The sequence below is a fragment of the Streptomyces poriferorum genome, from assembly GCF_019399235.1.
GTDB lineage: Bacteria > Actinomycetota > Actinomycetes > Streptomycetales > Streptomycetaceae > Streptomyces > Streptomyces poriferorum.
On record NZ_JAELVH010000149.1, the window covers coordinates 1 to 15,352 of the forward strand.

The 15,352-nt window shown below is 67.0% G+C and carries 25 protein-coding genes; 4 read left to right on the forward strand and 21 right to left on the reverse strand.

Annotated features, from left to right (window positions below; all coding sequences use genetic code 11):
* The first annotated feature begins 743 nt into the window (after nt 1-743).
* Both JGS39_RS24030 and JGS39_RS24035 read left to right on the forward strand, forming a co-directional pair.
* Nucleotides 744-1,430, forward strand: a complete 687-nt coding sequence (locus tag JGS39_RS24030; protein WP_308120647.1) for a peptidoglycan recognition protein family protein — start codon at nt 744-746, stop codon at nt 1,428-1,430.
* Nucleotides 1,431-1,432: 2 nt separating this feature from the next.
* Nucleotides 1,433-1,669 carry a hypothetical protein gene (locus JGS39_RS24035; RefSeq protein ID WP_219571529.1) on the forward strand — a complete coding sequence of 79 codons (237 nt, stop codon included), beginning with the start codon at nt 1,433-1,435 and terminating at the stop codon, nt 1,667-1,669.
* Between the two features lie 183 nt (nt 1,670-1,852).
* Here JGS39_RS24035 and JGS39_RS24040 read toward each other — a convergent pair whose 3' ends face one another.
* The 21 genes from JGS39_RS24040 to JGS39_RS24140 all read right to left on the reverse strand — a co-directional run bounded on the left by JGS39_RS24040 (nt 1,853) and on the right by JGS39_RS24140 (nt 14,612).
* The gene (locus JGS39_RS24040) at nt 1,853-2,386 is read right to left on the reverse strand and encodes a hypothetical protein (RefSeq protein WP_219571530.1); all 534 of its coding nucleotides are present in this window, start codon (nt 2,384-2,386) and stop codon (nt 1,853-1,855) included.
* Nucleotides 2,383-3,297: a hypothetical protein gene (locus tag JGS39_RS24045; protein ID WP_219571531.1), complete on the reverse strand. Its 915-nt coding sequence runs from the start codon at nt 3,295-3,297 to the stop codon at nt 2,383-2,385. The genes JGS39_RS24040 and JGS39_RS24045 overlap by 4 nt, the downstream gene beginning before the upstream one ends.
* On the reverse strand, nt 3,294-3,581 hold the full coding sequence (locus JGS39_RS24050) for a hypothetical protein (RefSeq protein ID WP_219571532.1): 288 nt from the start codon (nt 3,579-3,581) through the stop codon (nt 3,294-3,296). Before JGS39_RS24050 ends, JGS39_RS24045 begins: the two co-directional genes overlap by 4 nt.
* Before the next feature lie 148 nt (nt 3,582-3,729).
* A complete protein-coding gene (locus tag JGS39_RS24055) occupies nt 3,730-4,392 on the reverse strand; it encodes a hypothetical protein (RefSeq protein WP_219571533.1) in 663 nt (220 codons plus the stop codon).
* Nucleotides 4,393-4,511: 119 nt separating this feature from the next.
* The gene (locus JGS39_RS24060; protein ID WP_219571534.1) at nt 4,512-4,940 is read right to left on the reverse strand and encodes a hypothetical protein; all 429 of its coding nucleotides are present in this window, start codon (nt 4,938-4,940) and stop codon (nt 4,512-4,514) included.
* Complete coding sequence (locus JGS39_RS24065; protein ID WP_219571535.1) at nt 4,937-5,218, reverse strand: hypothetical protein; 282 nt, start codon at nt 5,216-5,218, stop codon at nt 4,937-4,939. Before JGS39_RS24065 ends, JGS39_RS24060 begins: the two co-directional genes overlap by 4 nt.
* 11 nt (nt 5,219-5,229) lie before the next feature.
* Nucleotides 5,230-6,441, reverse strand: coding sequence for a hypothetical protein (locus JGS39_RS24070; RefSeq protein ID WP_219571536.1), 1,212 nt, complete (start codon nt 6,439-6,441; stop codon nt 5,230-5,232).
* A 3-nt stretch (nt 6,442-6,444) separates the two neighbouring features.
* Nucleotides 6,445-6,783: a hypothetical protein gene (locus JGS39_RS24075; RefSeq protein WP_219571537.1), complete on the reverse strand. Its 339-nt coding sequence runs from the start codon at nt 6,781-6,783 to the stop codon at nt 6,445-6,447.
* Nucleotides 6,776-7,174, reverse strand: a complete 399-nt coding sequence (locus tag JGS39_RS24080) for a hypothetical protein (protein WP_219571538.1) — start codon at nt 7,172-7,174, stop codon at nt 6,776-6,778. The genes JGS39_RS24075 and JGS39_RS24080 overlap by 8 nt, the downstream gene beginning before the upstream one ends.
* The gene (locus tag JGS39_RS24085) at nt 7,171-8,034 is read right to left on the reverse strand and encodes a TrbL/VirB6 family protein (protein WP_219571539.1); all 864 of its coding nucleotides are present in this window, start codon (nt 8,032-8,034) and stop codon (nt 7,171-7,173) included. The genes JGS39_RS24080 and JGS39_RS24085 overlap by 4 nt, the downstream gene beginning before the upstream one ends.
* Nucleotides 8,035-8,049: 15 nt before the next feature.
* Nucleotides 8,050-8,433 carry a hypothetical protein gene (locus JGS39_RS24090; RefSeq protein WP_219571540.1) on the reverse strand — a complete coding sequence of 128 codons (384 nt, stop codon included), beginning with the start codon at nt 8,431-8,433 and terminating at the stop codon, nt 8,050-8,052.
* A gap of 11 nt (nt 8,434-8,444) precedes the next feature.
* The gene (locus JGS39_RS24095) at nt 8,445-9,428 is read right to left on the reverse strand and encodes a fibronectin type III domain-containing protein (RefSeq protein WP_219571541.1); all 984 of its coding nucleotides are present in this window, start codon (nt 9,426-9,428) and stop codon (nt 8,445-8,447) included.
* Complete coding sequence (locus JGS39_RS24100; protein ID WP_219571542.1) at nt 9,428-10,231, reverse strand: hypothetical protein; 804 nt, start codon at nt 10,229-10,231, stop codon at nt 9,428-9,430. The genes JGS39_RS24095 and JGS39_RS24100 overlap by 1 nt, the downstream gene beginning before the upstream one ends.
* Before the next feature lie 3 nt (nt 10,232-10,234).
* Nucleotides 10,235-10,390, reverse strand: a complete 156-nt coding sequence (locus JGS39_RS24105; RefSeq protein ID WP_219571543.1) for a hypothetical protein — start codon at nt 10,388-10,390, stop codon at nt 10,235-10,237.
* Entirely contained in the window at nt 10,390-10,659 is a 270-nt protein-coding gene (locus JGS39_RS24110) for a hypothetical protein (protein WP_219571544.1), read from the reverse strand. The genes JGS39_RS24105 and JGS39_RS24110 overlap by 1 nt, the downstream gene beginning before the upstream one ends.
* Entirely contained in the window at nt 10,659-11,282 is a 624-nt protein-coding gene (locus JGS39_RS24115) for a C40 family peptidase (protein WP_219571545.1), read from the reverse strand. The genes JGS39_RS24110 and JGS39_RS24115 overlap by 1 nt, the downstream gene beginning before the upstream one ends.
* 195 nt (nt 11,283-11,477) lie before the next feature.
* Complete coding sequence (locus tag JGS39_RS24120; protein ID WP_219571546.1) at nt 11,478-12,644, reverse strand: hypothetical protein; 1,167 nt, start codon at nt 12,642-12,644, stop codon at nt 11,478-11,480.
* Between the two features lie 81 nt (nt 12,645-12,725).
* Nucleotides 12,726-13,439: a DEAD/DEAH box helicase family protein gene (locus JGS39_RS24125; protein WP_219571547.1), complete on the reverse strand. Its 714-nt coding sequence runs from the start codon at nt 13,437-13,439 to the stop codon at nt 12,726-12,728.
* Nucleotides 13,440-14,051 carry a hypothetical protein gene (locus JGS39_RS24130; protein ID WP_219571548.1) on the reverse strand — a complete coding sequence of 204 codons (612 nt, stop codon included), beginning with the start codon at nt 14,049-14,051 and terminating at the stop codon, nt 13,440-13,442. It lies immediately after the preceding gene.
* A gap of 10 nt (nt 14,052-14,061) precedes the next feature.
* Nucleotides 14,062-14,445 (reverse strand): hypothetical protein, encoded by a 384-nt coding sequence (locus JGS39_RS24135; RefSeq protein ID WP_219571549.1) that lies wholly within the window; start codon nt 14,443-14,445, stop codon nt 14,062-14,064.
* Complete coding sequence (locus JGS39_RS24140) at nt 14,445-14,612, reverse strand: hypothetical protein (protein WP_219571550.1); 168 nt, start codon at nt 14,610-14,612, stop codon at nt 14,445-14,447. The genes JGS39_RS24135 and JGS39_RS24140 overlap by 1 nt, the downstream gene beginning before the upstream one ends.
* 131 nt (nt 14,613-14,743) lie before the next feature.
* Here JGS39_RS24140 and JGS39_RS24145 point away from each other — a divergent pair, with 131 nt between their 5' ends.
* On the forward strand, nt 14,744-15,124 hold the full coding sequence (locus tag JGS39_RS24145; RefSeq protein WP_219571551.1) for a hypothetical protein: 381 nt from the start codon (nt 14,744-14,746) through the stop codon (nt 15,122-15,124).
* The coding region (locus JGS39_RS24150; RefSeq protein ID WP_219571552.1) for a hypothetical protein at nt 15,121-15,352 on the forward strand (232 nt) is incomplete at its 3' end. The genes JGS39_RS24145 and JGS39_RS24150, both read left to right, overlap by 4 nt.

A 15,352-nucleotide genomic window follows, 5' to 3' on the forward strand; every position in this document is an offset into this window, starting at 1 on the left:
GACATAGAGACACCCCCCTCTTTCCCCCCCCCCAAAAAAAACGGTGGGTGGAAATGGACGCGCGAATGCGGCACTATGGCTCTAGAGTGAGCGACATAGCGACTTTTGGTCCTCTGGGGTCCGTGGCCATCGGGTAGTCCCAGCGGGTCAAGCAAGTGGAGTCGATCACTCCCCTCGTGTAGGCGACGTGCAGGTTTTCGAGTGAGCGGATGCAGGTTTTTCCCTCCGGCTGGACCCCGGAGGCGATCAAAAATCCTGGTACCGCTCAGATTTTCAGTTTGCAGCCCTCTGACCTGGGGTTATCCAAAATGCTGACTGCTCCGCGGGACACGAAAAAATCCGCGTCCACGATGCAGCCTGCACCGTTCTACGCGGATGGTTGTACACCGACGCCAGATTTCATCTGATCGAGCCCCGATTCCCTCGAAGGATCACCGATTCCGCTGGTAATCTCTGCGTCATCGGCACCTGGGGATGGCCCGCTAGATGGTTTCCGTCGCCGGCCGCAACATCCCGCGTTATCAGGTGTCGGGCCGTGGCCCCGCTCCGAGCTCGTTACTCGGAGTGGGGCCGTCTTGCTTATCGGTGAGGTTACACCCTGAACGGCTGAACCTGACTGCAAATGCCACGAGAACCGGCGCGTCATGGCCGATTACCTTCCTTGACTTTCTGTCAGGTGTCATACCCGTGTGTCATTGTTAAGCATGGCTACACCAATGGATGGCAAACAGTTTAGCGATGCTGTGCGGTCGCTTGGGGTCAAGGTCATCGAGCGCCCCGGGTACCTCCAGCACAACCGCGAGGGTCACGGCAACTGGGGCCCGGTCAACGGTGTGTTGCACCATCACACCGTCACCAAGGGCACCGCGGCGACCGTGAGCATCGTCGACAAGGGGTACGCGGACCTGCCCGGTCCGCTCTGTCACGGGATGATCGCCAAGAACGGTGACCTCCACATGATCGGGTGGGGACGCGCGAACCATGCAGGCCTCGGTGACCCGGACGTGCTGGCCGCGGTGATCGCGGAGACGACGCTCCCCAAGCCGAAGCGGAACACCATCGACGGGAACGCCCGGTTCTACGGTTTCGAGTCGGAGAACCTGGGAGACGGGAAGGACCCGTGGCCGGCGGCGCAGCTGCGCACCATGGCCGCGGTCGGGTTCGTGCTCTGCCGGTACCACAAGTGGTCGGAGCGGTCCGTGATCGGTCACCTGGAGTGGCAGGTGGGCAAGGTGGATCCGCGCGGCCCCGGTGTGTCGATGGCAGGCATCAGGAAGGCGACGGGTGCCCTGCTCCGGCCGGTGCCGAAGCCTAAGCCTCCGGCGACTGCGCCGAAGCCTCCGCCCGTGCTGCATCCGGTGCCGTTGACGACGGAGGCGCGGGTGGCGCTGCTGGAGGGGCGCGTGGCCAAGCTGGAGGGGAAGGGGTAGGGATGAGCGAGGAGAGGCCGGCCATCGAGGAGACCGCGCCGCCGACGTCGGGCGACGTCGCGTTTCCGGCGTACGTCACCGCGACGACCGGCGCGGCGCTGTGGGTGTGCAATCGGCTTGTGGGGCACCCTCTGCCGCCGGAGATCTACGTGTGGGTGCAGTTGACCGTGCCGCTCGTGATGGGGCGCCTGGCGGCCGTGTGGCGGGTGAGACGAACCGCGCGGCAGGGAACGCAGTAGGGCCCCGGAGCAGCTGCTCCGGGGCCCTAGTTCGGCTGGTCCCCGCCGGTGTGGGGCGGGGGTCGTGCCTGTACGATCTGATCGAGCGTTACGCCCTCGTGTGTGCCGCTTCCCTTGCCGGGCGGGTACCTCGCTTCGACGCGTAGGATCGCCGCCCGCCCGGCACTGGGACCTTCCCGCGCCTCACGAGAGTTCCACGGTGACGCTGTCGCCCTCGAACGCGAACTCTGTGGAGTAGGCGGACTTGATGGCAGCGATCGCGACCGCGGCGACGTCTGCCGGCGAACCGCCGTTCTGCCACCGCAGCACGATCGGGCGGATCCCTGCCTTTCCCAGCTGGTCCGCCTTGAACTGGCGCCTCAAGGTCTTGTTGCGGTAGCGGGATTTGCGCGGGTCCGCGACGACGTCGGCCGTGACGACCATCAGGCCCGGGCCGCTGGTCTTGGTCACGGTCTTGGTGCGGAGCAGCTGTGCGTAGGCGTCGTCGACCTTACGCAGGGATGCGGCGGACGCGCCGCGCGGTTTCTTGGCGAACCATGCTCCCCACGTGCTGTAGCCGATGCCCATCGCTGCTGCGGCGGCGCGGCGACCGCCGAGAGCGCGCTCAAGGGCGTTGAGTCGGGCGGTGAAGCCCCGTCGCTGGCTGATGGGGCTCTTGATGCCCGCGACGGGGTACCAGCCTCGCAGGGCGCCGTCCAGCGCCTCCGGGAACCTCACGCCATCACCCACTGGTTCTTGACCTTGAACGAGCCGAGTGTGACGCCGGTCTCGTCGATGCGGAAGGGGGGTTTCGGCAGGGTCGGGATGCGGTCCCAGTCCTCTTGGCGGTACGTCACTTCGTCCAGGGATCCCATGGCATAGGGGAAGATGCCTGCTTCGTGTGCGCTGAAGACCTTCCGCCACATCGTCGCTGCGTGCTGCGCGTGGATGGTGTGATACCAGTCGGGGCGCAGTACCTCCGACTTGTTGGTCTTCAGGTCTCCGGTCGCATCGTCGGTCTTGCCCGCCATCATCTGGATGGCGATGGAGTACGAGTCCTTGAAGTCGGCGTATGCCTTGTCCGCGGCGGCCCGGGCGACGGTGCCCGGTGCGGTCGCGTTCCGGGTGGCGAGCAGGGCCGCGCGGTCGTCGCGCAGCTTCTCCCCCCACGTCCGCAGTCGGCAGCTGACTTTGGCCGTGTAGCTGTCCTTTACCTCGATGTCGGGCAGCTTCCCGGCGGTGGCCAGCTGCTGGAGCAGGTCGAGTGTGGGGTGTTTGATCCATACGGCGTCCGGGAGCTCTGCGGAGCCGAGTGGGGAGACGATGCTGGGGAGTTGCCACACGGGGGTAAGAATCTGGTAGTACCCCGGGGCGGGCTTGAGTCCGTGGAACGGTCCGGTGCGGGTGAGGGCGCCGTGTGCGTAGGTTCCGGACGTGAGTGCGGCGACGAATGCGCCGGAGACGTCCGCGTCGGCCATCTCGTCGCCGGGGCCGGCCACGCCTTCCGACTCCCAGTCCCATGCGGGCAGGTGGACGTAGCGGGAGGGCTTGGGGACGGGCGGGCGCCAGAAGGGGCCGCGGGAGCTGACCTTGGGTTCGTAGCCGCCCTTGGTGAGCAGGTCCAGTGCGCGGTATGTCGTGCTGGTCATTCGGGTGCCTCCGTGCTGTCTTCGTCGATGTCGATGGCTGTCTGGCCCTGGATCTTGGGTACGCTCGTGAGTGGAGCGGGCTTGAAATCGGGCTCCAGGACCGGGCCGTCGACCTCACGGGACGGCCCGACCTTTCCGTAGCCGCGTCGGACGCAGATGCGTAGTGCGTCGTTCAGGCTGCATTGGAGCTCGGTGGCCAGGCTCTCGGCCATCCATCGTTCCTCGTCGCTGAGGCGGAGCAGGATCCGCTCCGTGAGTCCCTTGGCGGGCCGTCCCATTTTCATGGGTCAGTGATATCACAAAGTCAGAGTTTCTGATATCGAAAACCGGTGTGCGATATCAGAAAGCGGCCCCGGTCCCTGGGGGAGAGGGACCGGGGCCGCTTCGCAACCCGCGCGACACCTGGGGGTGGATGCCGCGCGGGAGTCCTGATTACCGCAGCTCAGACAGCCGCATGCCGTAGATCTCCGTCAGAGACGACACCGGGAGCGCCTGCTCCCCGACCATGAACGTCGGTTCCAGCCTCCGTGTGTCGTGTTCCTGCGGCCGGACGACCAGCGACCACCCGACCAGCGGGTATCCCTGCCGGACCAGTCCGTCATCCGACACGAAGTGCCCGACCCGGTCGCGCGCCGGCTCCGGCTGGAACGCGACGACGACCGGCACGAACTCTGCCCGGTCGATCGGCTCCGCGATCGCCTGCTCCAGGTCGGCCACCATGAGCGCGACCGCGTCTAGCGCCGCTTCCGGCGACGTCAGCCCCGCCGTTCCCGACTCCCGTGCGGTCGCGACCAGCTGCCGCACGCGCGACAGCTGACGTCCCAGCTGCTGATTGAACGCGTCCAGCCGCGCGCCCCGCATCAGCTGGTCCGCGGCGACCGCATGCAGGGTGCGGACCATGTCGTCTGCGGTGCGGAGCCGGACGGTGGTGGACCGCAGGTCGTCCAGCGCGCCCATGTAGCGGGCGTCCAGGCCGTTGACTTCGTCGGCGTGCGCGCGGCAGACCGCATCGAGCACGTCGGGACCGTCCAGGGTCTCGACCGCCTCACGGGCGAGCCGGACAAACGGTGACGGACGCTCAGAAACTTGGATCATGGGATCGCCTCCCGATCAGATGTGCATTTGCTTCGACACGTCGCACCATAGACCTATAAACGGCGCGGCGGCAGGGAGTTGACGCAGATGGCGCCCGGGGCGTACGCCCCGGGCGCGGGTCACTCGTCCTCGTACGCCTTGCTGCCGAACACGAGTGACGACCCGTAGCGCCGCTTCTTCTTCGGCGTCTCCGCGGCCGGTTCCGGATCGGGGGTGGGCTCCGGCGCCGGCACTTCCGGCGCGGCCTCCGGCTCCGGCTCCGGCGTGGCCCGGGCGGTGAGCGCCGCCCGCATCTCGTCCATGAACATGGTCAGGTCACCGCGCAGACCCTCGACACCGGCTTGCGCGTCATACGCGGTCGATACGGCCTCTCCGGCGGCTTGCGTGGCGAACGTCGCCTGCTCCGCGGCGGCCTCCGCCGTACCGGCGGCCTCCGCGGCCTCTTCCGACGCCTGCACCGACGTCGCCGCGGCCACCCCGGCTTCAAAACTGGCGGTGGTCTCGTCCGGCTCCTGGCCGTCGACAACGACCGTGGTCGGCGCCGTCACTTCGCTGCCGCCTTGCTTGTGCTGGCCTTGGCCGGCGCTTCGGTCTTGTCCGCGCCCGCCGCGCGCGCCTGGTCCTCCAGCTCCTCCACCCGGGCCCGCAGCATCGCCAGTTCGGCTTCCATGGACGTCTGGAGCCCGGTGAGACCCTGCGCGACCGCGTCCACGTCCGCGTGGACATCGAGCTTGTCCCACGAGACGAGTTCCGGGCCCTCCGTCGTATTCAGGATGATGGCCTTTCCCTCGATCTCCAGGCCATCCAATGCGTCGATGTGAGCCATGATTTTTCCCCTTAGGTGAGAGCGACCGTTGACGGATAATCCGTCGCCGGTCCGATGTCCTTGATGCGGATCCAGGAAGGATTGACCGCGTTCCCGCCGAGCAGAACGTTCCCCGTTCCGCTCGCCCGAAAATATGTGACCGCAAGTTCGGCGACGATAGCCGCTCCGGAAACGTTACGGATGATCGTGCTGTACTGGATTGAGGATTGCGTATTGGCGCCGTTGATGAGCGCCGTACGGAACGTGTCGAAAAGCTGCTGCCCGGTCGCGTTCGTTTTCCGCAACCGCGTCTGTACGGTGTCGCTGGCAATCGTCGACTGGACCCATGCCCGGACGGAAACCTCGTACGCCCGGCCGTTCATGAAAGTTGTCGTCCCGGACGTGATTCCTACGGTTTCCGTCGTGGTGACCGTGGGTGCACTGGCCGTGATTGCGGCAAAATCCTTGAGCCCCCGCCCCTGGTCCACGCCGTTGACGAATACGCTGCCGAAGCACGCGAGATCTCCAAGGGCTCCGACGTTCCCGTCTTTGTCGACGGTGAACTTAGCGGAGCCTTCCCGCTGCACATGAACCATGAATCCGGTGTGTCCGGGGTCGGCCACATCCACCCGGAATGCGGGCTGTGTGGCGGGCCGGGCCGACACGAACACCCGCGCTTCGTCGAAAATGGCCACCCCCTTTTCAATTTGCAGCAGGGTCTGAACGGTCGGATCCGCGGTGTCGATGACCGCCATTTGTGCGGTGTCCCGATCCAGGAAAAGGAAACCGCCATTCAGGACCGACGTGTCGGAGTCGCGGGTGCGGAGAGCCTGCCATGAGTTGGTTGTCGTCCCCTCCCCCATGAACGTCACCCACCGGTAATCCGGCACCACTCCGTCCGCGAACGGGCCAGACGACACATTCAATCCCGACCGCGCGTTGTCGCCCGTTGCGTTGATCGCCCCGGCTTCGTCTCCGTCGCCGTCCTTGAAATAAATCACGGGCAAATTGTTCGTCGGGTCAACGATGATCTGCCACCCGTTCGCGGCGGTGAAAATCGCTTTCCCATTCTCGATTTCCACGGTGGCGCCGGACCCGTCCGAAGAACGAATCGTGAGGTCTGCGAATTCCGCCGTACCGTCCCGGTTGATCGTCCACCCGGACGATCCAGGAATGTACTGGCCGGACTGGATCGCTTCCCGGACCAGCTTCTTACCGGCCAGAATCGATTCGCGGAACCCCACGGCTTACTCCCTTGTCCCGTAAACGGAGAGGGTGGCGACGTCGCCCGGATTCCCGCCCGTCCAGACCGCGATGATTTCCGTCCCCTGACTGATATCAAAATTGACGTCACAGGAATTCGCGGACCCGTCATAGGTGGTGTCTACGTACCCGTTCGCGTCCTCCGTGCCCCGGTACAGGGCGCACTGCGGGATGAGCCCGGCCCCCGGTTGCGACGTCCGGACGCTGATGGCCTGGACGTGCCACAGGTTCGGGCCGTACGTCGGCCCGATGTGCGCCCGCCCGTTCCCGCCCGCGTCCAGGACGACGTCGGTCCCCAGGTTGAGCGGCTGCTGCTCAGCCATTGGCCCATCGCTCCTGGATCACCGTGACCGTGGTGACGGTCCCGCCCAGCGCCGTTGCCCACAGTTCGTCGGTCGCGCCGAACTTCAGGACCGTTCCCGCCGGGAGCTGTCCGGGCTGGCCACCCTGGATGTCCTGCGCGGAGCCTCCGATCAGGATCGCGAGATCGGACGTGATGATCGTCGCGGTCGCGCGGTGCGGGTCCGCGGTAAGCAGCTGCTTCGGCGGACCGTCCGGAACCGTGAGCCCCCGGATGCCGGCAGACACCCGGGGGAGGTCCTGGACCCGCACCGGGCCGACCGGCCGGACCTGCACCACCGGCTCCGGCGCCTCGACCTGGAGCACGTCATCCGGGTCCGGCGAAAGGTCCGGCACACCCTGCATCGTCGTCATGCTGCTGCTCCCTTGACCTTGGATGCCGCGGAGCCGATCGCCCCGCCGGCAGATTTCACGGCCCGCCCGACCGGCGTCACCGCGGTGGCCACCTTCCCGGCCGCCGCTGTCGCGGGCTTGGCCACAATCGCGATACCACCGATCAGCAGCGCACCCCCGGCGATGACCTGGACGATACGGAGCCAGTTCCCCGCGTCGCCAAGCCACTTCCCGGCGCCGAGTGCCAGCTGCGCCGCGCCGAGCAGGCCACCCGATCCGGCGTTGACCGCGTCGGCGACGTCGTTCACGGCGGACGCGGTCCCGTCCCCGGCGGCCTGGACGGTGTCCGCCGTCAGCTTGGCGTCACCCGCGATCGCGTCGGCTACGGACTGGAGGCCGGCCCCCATCTGGAGCGAGACCAGACCCTCAATGATCTTCGGGCGGAAGATCTTCTCCGCCGTCGCGGTCGCGCTGCCGTACTTCTTCCGCTTGGACTTGTAAGACGAGACAGCGGCCTGGGCCTGGAGGATGAATCCGGCGTACCGGCCGTTCGTGTACGCCTCCCACGGCTGGTACTTCGACTGCCGCCAGAGCGTCAGACCGCCCTTGCAGTTGATCGAGGGTTCTGTCCATGCGTTCTTGTTCGGCAGCGCCTTGAACCATGCAGGGTGGGCCGACGCGGACATTTGCATGAGCCCGTAGTGGCCGCTCTTGTACGTGTTGTAGATGTTGCACACGCGGTCGCTCTCGGCCGCGATGACCGCCGTGGCCGTCATCCACTCGTTCTCCGGCCAGCCCGCGACCGCGAGTGATGCCACCACCTCCTCATAGGTGAGCTGGAGGCGGACACCGCCGAGCACCTTCACCGTGAAGTCAGCCATGACCGCCCCCTCTCCCTACGCTGCCGCGAACTGGTTCTCGAAAGCGGTGTACTGCTCCGTGGACATTTCCGGCTCCGGCTCCGACTGCGTCGCGCCTCCGGGGACGAACCGCTTCAGGTCCGGGTTCACCGCGTTCGCGTGGCGGGTCATCCACGCCATGCCGATGACCATCACGCCGCCCACGGTGAAGATCACCGGATCCCGCGCGATGAGCGAGATCCCGGCGACGACTCCGGCCGCCATCCACGACGTCGACCGCTCCGCCCGGTTGACGTCCTCGTTGTTCTCCACCAGCGACCGGATGTCGGATGTGGTCGGGGTCGCGTTGCTGTACATCGAGTAGACCAGCGTCCCCACCGCCAGCCCCGCGCCGATCGAGATTTCAGGCTTCAGGCTCATGATCGTTCTCCTTACTTCAGGGTCTTGAAAGTGGCAGCAGCAGACTGCTTGCTGGGACTCTGGCCCGTGGCATCGGCCGCCACGGTGACTTTGTGGGACTTGTTCGCCGTCAGACCGCCCACGGCGTACGGGGGGGCCTCCGCGGCCCCGTGCGCGACACCGTCGACGTACAGCCGGTAGATCGTCGCGTTGGGTACCTTCGTCCAGGACACCGTCGCCCCGGACCGCGTGATCTTGGAGACCTTGACGCCGGTCGGGACCTTGAGCACGACCGACTTCGTCCGGGCGCTCACCGCCGACGACTTCGGCCCCACCTTCCCGGCCGCCGTCTCCGCGGCCACCTGGAACGTGTACGAGACGTTTGGCTGGAGTCCGCCCACCTGCGCCGTACCGTCCATCGACGTGCCGACGTTGTCCCGCGAACCGGACCGGTAGATGCGGTACCGGGAAGCGCCGGCCACCAGAGCCCACGTCAGGTCCACCGCCGTTGCGGACGCGGCCACGGCCTTTAGCCCGGTCGGGGCGACCTTGATATCACTGTCCCCACCGGTGATCACGGTGTACGTGCCCTCCGGCGGGTACCCTGCCCGGGCGATCGCCGCACGGACGATCGTCTGGTCCAGCGTCGTGAGCGGCTGACGTCCCAGGTACCGGCCGAGTGCCCCGTCGATCGCGGCAGGCTCGTACGACGCGGCCAGCTTCTCCGACGCCAGCTGAGACCACTCCGCGTTCGTCCGCGGCGCCGACGTCTGCGTGTCCGACGTGCTGCCCGACGACGACGACGAGTACCCGCCCACGCTCCCGCCCAGACCGGAGTCCGTGAGCCCCTGGAAAGGATCCTCCGGCAACACCTCCTCCACCGGTGCGTCGTCGACCGCCGCGGACCGCGACCGCCAGAACGCGAACAGGATGATCCCGCCCGCGATTCCGCCCACCGCCATGACCTGCGTTTTCTTGACCGCCCCGATTTTCGGGATGTCGATGGTGTCGGCCATCATCCCCACCCGTCCGAACTGAATTCGCCGCCCGCGTCCTGCTGCTCCGCCATGGTGGCGTCACTGATCGCGGAGGTGGACGGTGCGGCGAACAGCCGCGGAATGGACCCGTACGGCGACTGCTGGATCTGCGTACCGGTGCCCCACCCGGAGTACGGGGCGCTGTTCGGGATCGCCGGAGTGTCGACGGGGAAGTTGACCTCTTCCGCGCCGACCGCGCGCAGCTGGTACTGCATCTGCTGCGGGCCCGGGCTCGAGTATTCGCCCCACGTGAGCGTGTCGTATCCCAGCCGCATCCCTGCCCCGTCATAGACCTCCGTGGACGGGTTGTTCTCCGCGTACGAGTTCGGGCCCCGGGCCAGGGGGCCGGAGAGTTCCGGCTCCCAACTGGTCTGGCCCTGCTGCCGGTTGACGATGTTCCCTTGGCCCTGGAACTGGAACTGCGGCTCCCGTGGCAGGCTGGTCACCGTGGACGCGTCCACGGCCCCGTGGGACTTCAGCATCTGGTCCCGTGCGACGTACTGCGCATCCACCCACCCCAGACGCGGAGGGGTGAGCGCCGGCGCGTCGTATGCCCAGTGCGAGGACGGGTCCATCGGCATGCCGGACGCGGGCGCCGCCGTCTCCGGTGCCACCCACAAACCCGGGGATCCGTAGTCGGGCCCGGGCCCGGCCGGAGCGGTCCCGCCGAACATGTCGGCGTCGTCCGGCTCCGCCCCGGCCGCATGGTCCCCGCTGAGTGCCACGGACAGGGCCACGGTCGGGTACCGGGCCTGCTGTACCAAGTTTCCGCTGTAGACCATGGGTCAGCCGTTCCTGGTGCCCATGGCGGTCGCCTGCCACTTGCTGACCCCGCCGAACAGCGCGGACAGAACCTTGTCCGTCTGCCGGCCCGGCAGTACCAGCGTGGTCACGAGACCCGTTGCGACGATCAGCGTCGCCACCTTCGTGAACGCGTTCATTACTTACCTCCCTTGTCCCACCAGCTGAGTGCCGATTCCGTCGGCGACGGTGTGCCCGGGTCGGTCCGCGTCATCAGGACCGCGATCATGCCCGTCCAGGCCAGCAGGACCGCGCCCTTGGGCCACACCCGCTCCGCCCCGGAGAACGCGAGCGCGGCCAGCCCCGTCGCGATCGGGATGCGCCAGTTCACCGGCTTGTCATGGAACACGCTCTGGTTCGCCACGGTGATAGCACCCGTGGCCAGGATGATCCCGGTCGTCTGCGACATCACTTGCCTCCGGTGTAGCGGTAGACGACCGGCAGCGCCCCGCCCGTGAATGCCTGGCCCACGGGCACCTCCTGGACGACCTTCCCGGGCCGCGGCGCGTGGATGACCGTGTCTCCGTCCACCGCGATTGCGACATGCGACGGAGGCCCGGACGCCGGCCAGAAGCAGAGATCTCCGGCGCCCATGTCCGCCCGGCTGATCTTCGTCAGCTGACGCCATGCCACCTGGACATAGGTGGTGCGCGGAGGCGTCACGCCGTACGCGTCCCGGAACGCGAGCACGACGAGACCGGAGCAGTCCAGACCCTTAGGGGTCGTCCCGCCGAACACGTACGGCACGCCCAGGTATCTACGCGCTGCCGTCACGAGTTCGGGATGGGGGCCTGCTCCGGCCCCGGTACCGGAGGACGGACGGGAAGCGCCGGCCGCCGAGCCTTGTGCGAGCGCGGCCTCTGCCGCCGCCGTCGCACCTGACGACTTCGGCTTGCCCTCCGGGAGCTTCCCGTTCGTGATGTCTTTCAGGCCGGCCCGGATGTCTACGCCCTGGATCCCGACGTACAGCAGGAAGGCCCCGGCCGTAGCCATGCCCACCGCGACACCCGAGATACCTCCCTGCTGTGCCATCAGCTACCGGACCCGAGTGGCACCATCTTGATGACCTTGGGCAGTACGAGATACCCGATGACGACGCCGATCGCCAGCGTGGTGTAGGGCTTGAGCATTCCCATGATCTGTTCCTCTCCGTGTGCGGGTGGTACGTCAAGTCGTTGACGTACAGCCGTGGGCGGTGACGTACCGGACCACCCCGGCCGTGCTCGATCAGCGCGCGGTGAGCGCCTTGACCTGTCCGCCCGGAGGGTTCACGTAGTTCACGAGCGTCTCCAGCTTGTGACTGCCGGAGCCCCCGATCACGCCGTCGAAACGGATGGCCGTACCGGCGGACACCGGCATGTAGCCGTACCGCCCTTCCTGGCCGGGCTTCAGCCCCCAGTCCCGATTGAAGGGGAGCGCGTAGACACCGGAGTCCCGGCCGCCCGCGGTGTCGATCGCCGCGGTGTACCCGTACTGCGTGATGATCTTGTGCTTCCAGATGGCCTTGAGCCGGTCGATCGGGAGGTTGTTGTCGTAGTGCAGGCGGAGCGGGTCCGGGAAGTCGGTCTCACCGACCGACCGCGAGCCCGTGCTGTCGCGGAGGATGAAGTGGAGACCGCGGGTCATGCCCTCCCACGGCGACAGCCGGAAGTTCTGCGCACCGGCGCTGATGTCGTCGGAGAACTTGCGCATGTACTGGACCGCGCCGAGAGCCGGGGGCGTCCGCTGTGTCGGGTTCCCCTGGATGTCCTGCCCCGCGCTCTCGCGGTAGCCGTCCTGCTGGATCCGCACGCGGACGCTGGGCAGCGTGGTCGGAGGAGTGGTGTACACCTGCCCGGAGGCATTGAGTGTGATGTCCACGGAGTACACCGTCTGGTTCGAGGTGTTCGGGAGCGCGCCCAGCGCTTCACGGGCGACGAACTGGAGCGGGATCCGCAGCACGAACGAGGCGGAGCCGCCGAGGCCGGCGCCGACGCCGGTCACCGCGGAGTAGTTGGCGACGTCCTGCTGCGGGTCGTCGACGAACGCGAACCCGCCGTACTTCAGGAACATCTTCAGGTCGAGACCGGAGAACGGGCCGATGATCGGCTTGTTCGTCGTGTCGTTGAAGGTGATGCTCTGGATCATGTTCCACGGCGCGTCAGCCGCGAACGCCACGGTGGCCGCGTTCGCCGCGGTCGTCGCCTCGACCAGAACGAACAGGTCGGCCAGGAACCCGTCCGTGGACACGTAGAACGTGTCCATCGTCTGCGTGCCGGTCGTGAGGGTCTTGGTCTTGTCATACGTGTGGGTCTCGACGCTCTGCGTCCCGCACAGGAAGGGGCGCGCGGCCGACGCTGCCGGCGCCGCCGCCTTCCCCTTGGTGGCCGGAGCCGGAGCCGTAGCTACCGCCATGATTCTCTCTCCCTTGGTCGGCCAATTGATAAGCGTTGCTGAAAGAGTAGCCCCGCATTGATAAGCAAAGCTACTCAATCCCTACTTCTGGACCACGCACATCACACGGTCGGACCGCCGGATGTACAGCCACCAGTACCGCGGCAGCTGCTTCACCGCGTTCGCGACCAGCTTCGGATCAATCCCGCCGATCTCCCCGTACCGGTCGTGGTCACGGGTATCCGGCGAGTAGGACAAGAACAAGTGCTCAGCCTGGGAGTACATCTGCTGCGGCGCACCCCAAGGACGCTGCGTCGCCCCCCAGAGCCCACACTCCATCGAGCGGCCCTTGGTCCACACCGTGACCAACTCCCGCTCGATTCGCAGCTCCCGCGCCAGGCTGTAGACCTCGTCGGCGAACAGGATCCGCTTGCCCTTCTTGTACGAGTCGAGCACCGCCGTCCGGAACACCTGATAGTGCGCCGCGTCGTCGATATCAGGATCAAACCGGTGACGCGGCCACAGCACATACCCCGACGGCTTCTTCGTCCGCCAGAACTCCGCACCCGGAGGCACCGGCCACGAACGCACGATCCGGTGCCCCGAGGACTTGGCGAACTTCCGCGCGGTCTGATCGCGCGGTTTCATCACGAGCGACAGCGCCTGAAGATGCTCCGACGACGTCACCGCAAGCAGCTGGTTCGCGAGATGCGTTTTCCCGCCCCCGGTCGGCGCCAGGAACGAGACGTGCTCCCCCGGCTCATACCGCCACACCCGGTGCAGGAAGAAGTCCCGGGGATAGCTGCGGATCTCCATCTACGCCGCCGCCGCCGCGTACTGATGCTGCTCCGGCGCGGCCTGCTCCGCCGCGACGCGCATCTGTTGCTCCATCGCGGCCGCCAGTTCTTCCGGGTCGTCGATCTTGACGCCCGGCACCGGCACCGCCTTGCCATGGTTCGCCATCATCTGCACACCCATGTTGAACAGCGCGCTCCCCAGCAGGACGTACGGCACTGCCGGCGCCGACGTCGACAACAGCCGCTCGATCGTCGGGTTGATCTTGGCGCACTCGTTCAGTGCGTGCGCCAGCGGCTTCGAGTTCATCTGGAGCGTGGCCGCATCCGCCAGAAACGCGCGGTTGAGCCTGCCGAGCCCCATCAGCGGGACCGACAGCAGGCTGATGCCCTCCTGGATCGCCGGACGGAAATCGGCCGCCGCGCCCTTCCGCGGCGCCTTCGGGGCCGACGCCTTCGGCGCCGCCGCGGTCTTCGGCGCCTTCGTGGTCTTCGGCGGGGTCTTGCGCGGCTTGCCGTTATCGAACCGGCCGTACGGCGCCTCCGGGTCCGCGGCCTCCGGCGCCGCCATGAACGTCACCTGCTCCGGCGACTCCGTCGACTGCTCCGGAATGTGAAAGGTCTCGTCTGCCATCGTCGTCTCCTCAGCGGAACACGCCGCGCGCGAGCTCCAGGCGCTGCGGCAGGATCGGCATGTATTCGGCATGGTGGAACTGGTTGTTGTGGCGCCCGTGGATCTGCCGGCACATCAGCAGGTACCGCCACGCGGCCCGCGGCGACATGGCGTCCGGCGTGATCTGCGTGAACGCGTAGTACTGCGGCGCCAGTTGGGCCGCTACCGCGTCGGCGCGGGACGGGTAGAGCGTGTCGTTTTCGGCGCCACCGTCAGAGAGGCGCACGGCGATCCACTGGAATATGGCCACCTCACGGCACGCGACCAGATGGTGCGAAACGCGATCCGAAAGCCTGAGTGCTGCATCCCAATCTCCAGGTTCTGCGCCCTCGTGGCGCTGTCGACTCCAGCTCACTACCGCTCCTGACTGACCATCGCGGCGACCGCGATCAGCAGCGCCGTCACGGACACCGCAGCGACCGCGACCAGCGCGATCGTCTGCCACTCCGCGGCCCCGCCCACCTTTTTCGACGCCTCGCTGATGTCCGCCAGCGTCTCTTTAGCGGATCTGAACGTTCCCATACCGAAAACAGTAGCGCTGCTAAATCGTTGATGGGGAAATCGGTACGAACTTCTCACCCTGCTGGACTTTTTGATATCACTCCCTTACTGTTCGGAGTGAACCAAGTCACAGCGAGTGAAAGGCGATCCTCGTGGCGATCAACCCGTATTCCGCCCGCGCAGAGCAGGCAGAACGATTCCGGATCACGCACCTGATGCAGGGGCTCCTGATCCTGGACACCTGGCACACCTGCCAGACCGACCGGCCGTGGGACTTCCCCACGTCCGTCTCCGCACTCGACGCGGTACGCCGCGCCGTCGACCTCCCCACCGCGTCCTACTGGGCGGAGCAGCTGGAGCAGGAAGGCGCACCCGCACCCACCGACGTCGAGTGGGCGGACTGGGTCAAGCAGCAGCGCGCCTCCCTGGACGACGACTACGCATCCGCTGGAGCCCCCACCACCTCCCCGGCCCCGGAGGATCCCGCGTTCGGCGCGTGGATCCCCGGCCAGCCCAAGGGAGACCAGCTGTGAACGACATCGAGAGCCGCTTGGTCTTCCGCACGGAGTACGCAGACGGCTCCGGAATGCTCTCCACCGGCACCCGCTACGGCTCTGGCCTCACCCCCGACGAGTTCGCCGTCCAGCTGATCGAGCGCACCCGGATCCAGCGACCCCACCTCACCGAAGAGTTCCTGGTGACAGTCTGGGAAGAAGACGCCGACGCCGACGACTACCCCCTACGCAACACCCCCGCCCCCC

Bases quoted from the DNA above. Each gene is read 5' to 3' on its own strand.
- JGS39_RS24120 (WP_219571546.1), bottom strand. From the start codon at position 12,644: ATGGCGGTAGCTACGGCTCCGGCTCCGGCCACCAAGGGGAAGGCGGCG.
- JGS39_RS24140 (WP_219571550.1), bottom strand. From the start codon at position 14,612: ATGGGAACGTTCAGATCCGCTAAAGAGACGCTGGCGGACATCAGCGAG.
- JGS39_RS24100 (WP_219571542.1), bottom strand. From the start codon at position 10,231: ATGGTCTACAGCGGAAACTTGGTACAGCAGGCCCGGTACCCGACCGTG.
- JGS39_RS24105 (WP_219571543.1), bottom strand. From the start codon at position 10,390: ATGAACGCGTTCACGAAGGTGGCGACGCTGATCGTCGCAACGGGTCTC.
- JGS39_RS24050 (WP_219571532.1), bottom strand. From the start codon at position 3,581: ATGAAAATGGGACGGCCCGCCAAGGGACTCACGGAGCGGATCCTGCTC.
- JGS39_RS24085 (WP_219571539.1), bottom strand. From the start codon at position 8,034: ATGGCTGACTTCACGGTGAAGGTGCTCGGCGGTGTCCGCCTCCAGCTC.
- JGS39_RS24080 (WP_219571538.1), bottom strand. From the start codon at position 7,174: ATGACGACGATGCAGGGTGTGCCGGACCTTTCGCCGGACCCGGATGAC.
- JGS39_RS24125 (WP_219571547.1), bottom strand. From the start codon at position 13,439: ATGGAGATCCGCAGCTATCCCCGGGACTTCTTCCTGCACCGGGTGTGG.
- JGS39_RS24130 (WP_219571548.1), bottom strand. From the start codon at position 14,051: ATGGCAGACGAGACCTTTCACATTCCGGAGCAGTCGACGGAGTCGCCG.
- JGS39_RS24075 (WP_219571537.1), bottom strand. From the start codon at position 6,783: ATGGCTGAGCAGCAGCCGCTCAACCTGGGGACCGACGTCGTCCTGGAC.
- JGS39_RS24035 (WP_219571529.1), top strand. From the start codon at position 1,433: ATGAGCGAGGAGAGGCCGGCCATCGAGGAGACCGCGCCGCCGACGTCG.
- JGS39_RS24065 (WP_219571535.1), bottom strand. From the start codon at position 5,218: ATGGCTCACATCGACGCATTGGATGGCCTGGAGATCGAGGGAAAGGCC.
- JGS39_RS24090 (WP_219571540.1), bottom strand. From the start codon at position 8,433: ATGAGCCTGAAGCCTGAAATCTCGATCGGCGCGGGGCTGGCGGTGGGG.
- JGS39_RS24115 (WP_219571545.1), bottom strand. From the start codon at position 11,282: ATGGCACAGCAGGGAGGTATCTCGGGTGTCGCGGTGGGCATGGCTACG.
- JGS39_RS24095 (WP_219571541.1), bottom strand. From the start codon at position 9,428: ATGGCCGACACCATCGACATCCCGAAAATCGGGGCGGTCAAGAAAACG.
- JGS39_RS24045 (WP_219571531.1), bottom strand. From the start codon at position 3,297: ATGACCAGCACGACATACCGCGCACTGGACCTGCTCACCAAGGGCGGC.
- JGS39_RS24055 (WP_219571533.1), bottom strand. From the start codon at position 4,392: ATGATCCAAGTTTCTGAGCGTCCGTCACCGTTTGTCCGGCTCGCCCGT.
- JGS39_RS24110 (WP_219571544.1), bottom strand. From the start codon at position 10,659: ATGTCGCAGACGACCGGGATCATCCTGGCCACGGGTGCTATCACCGTG.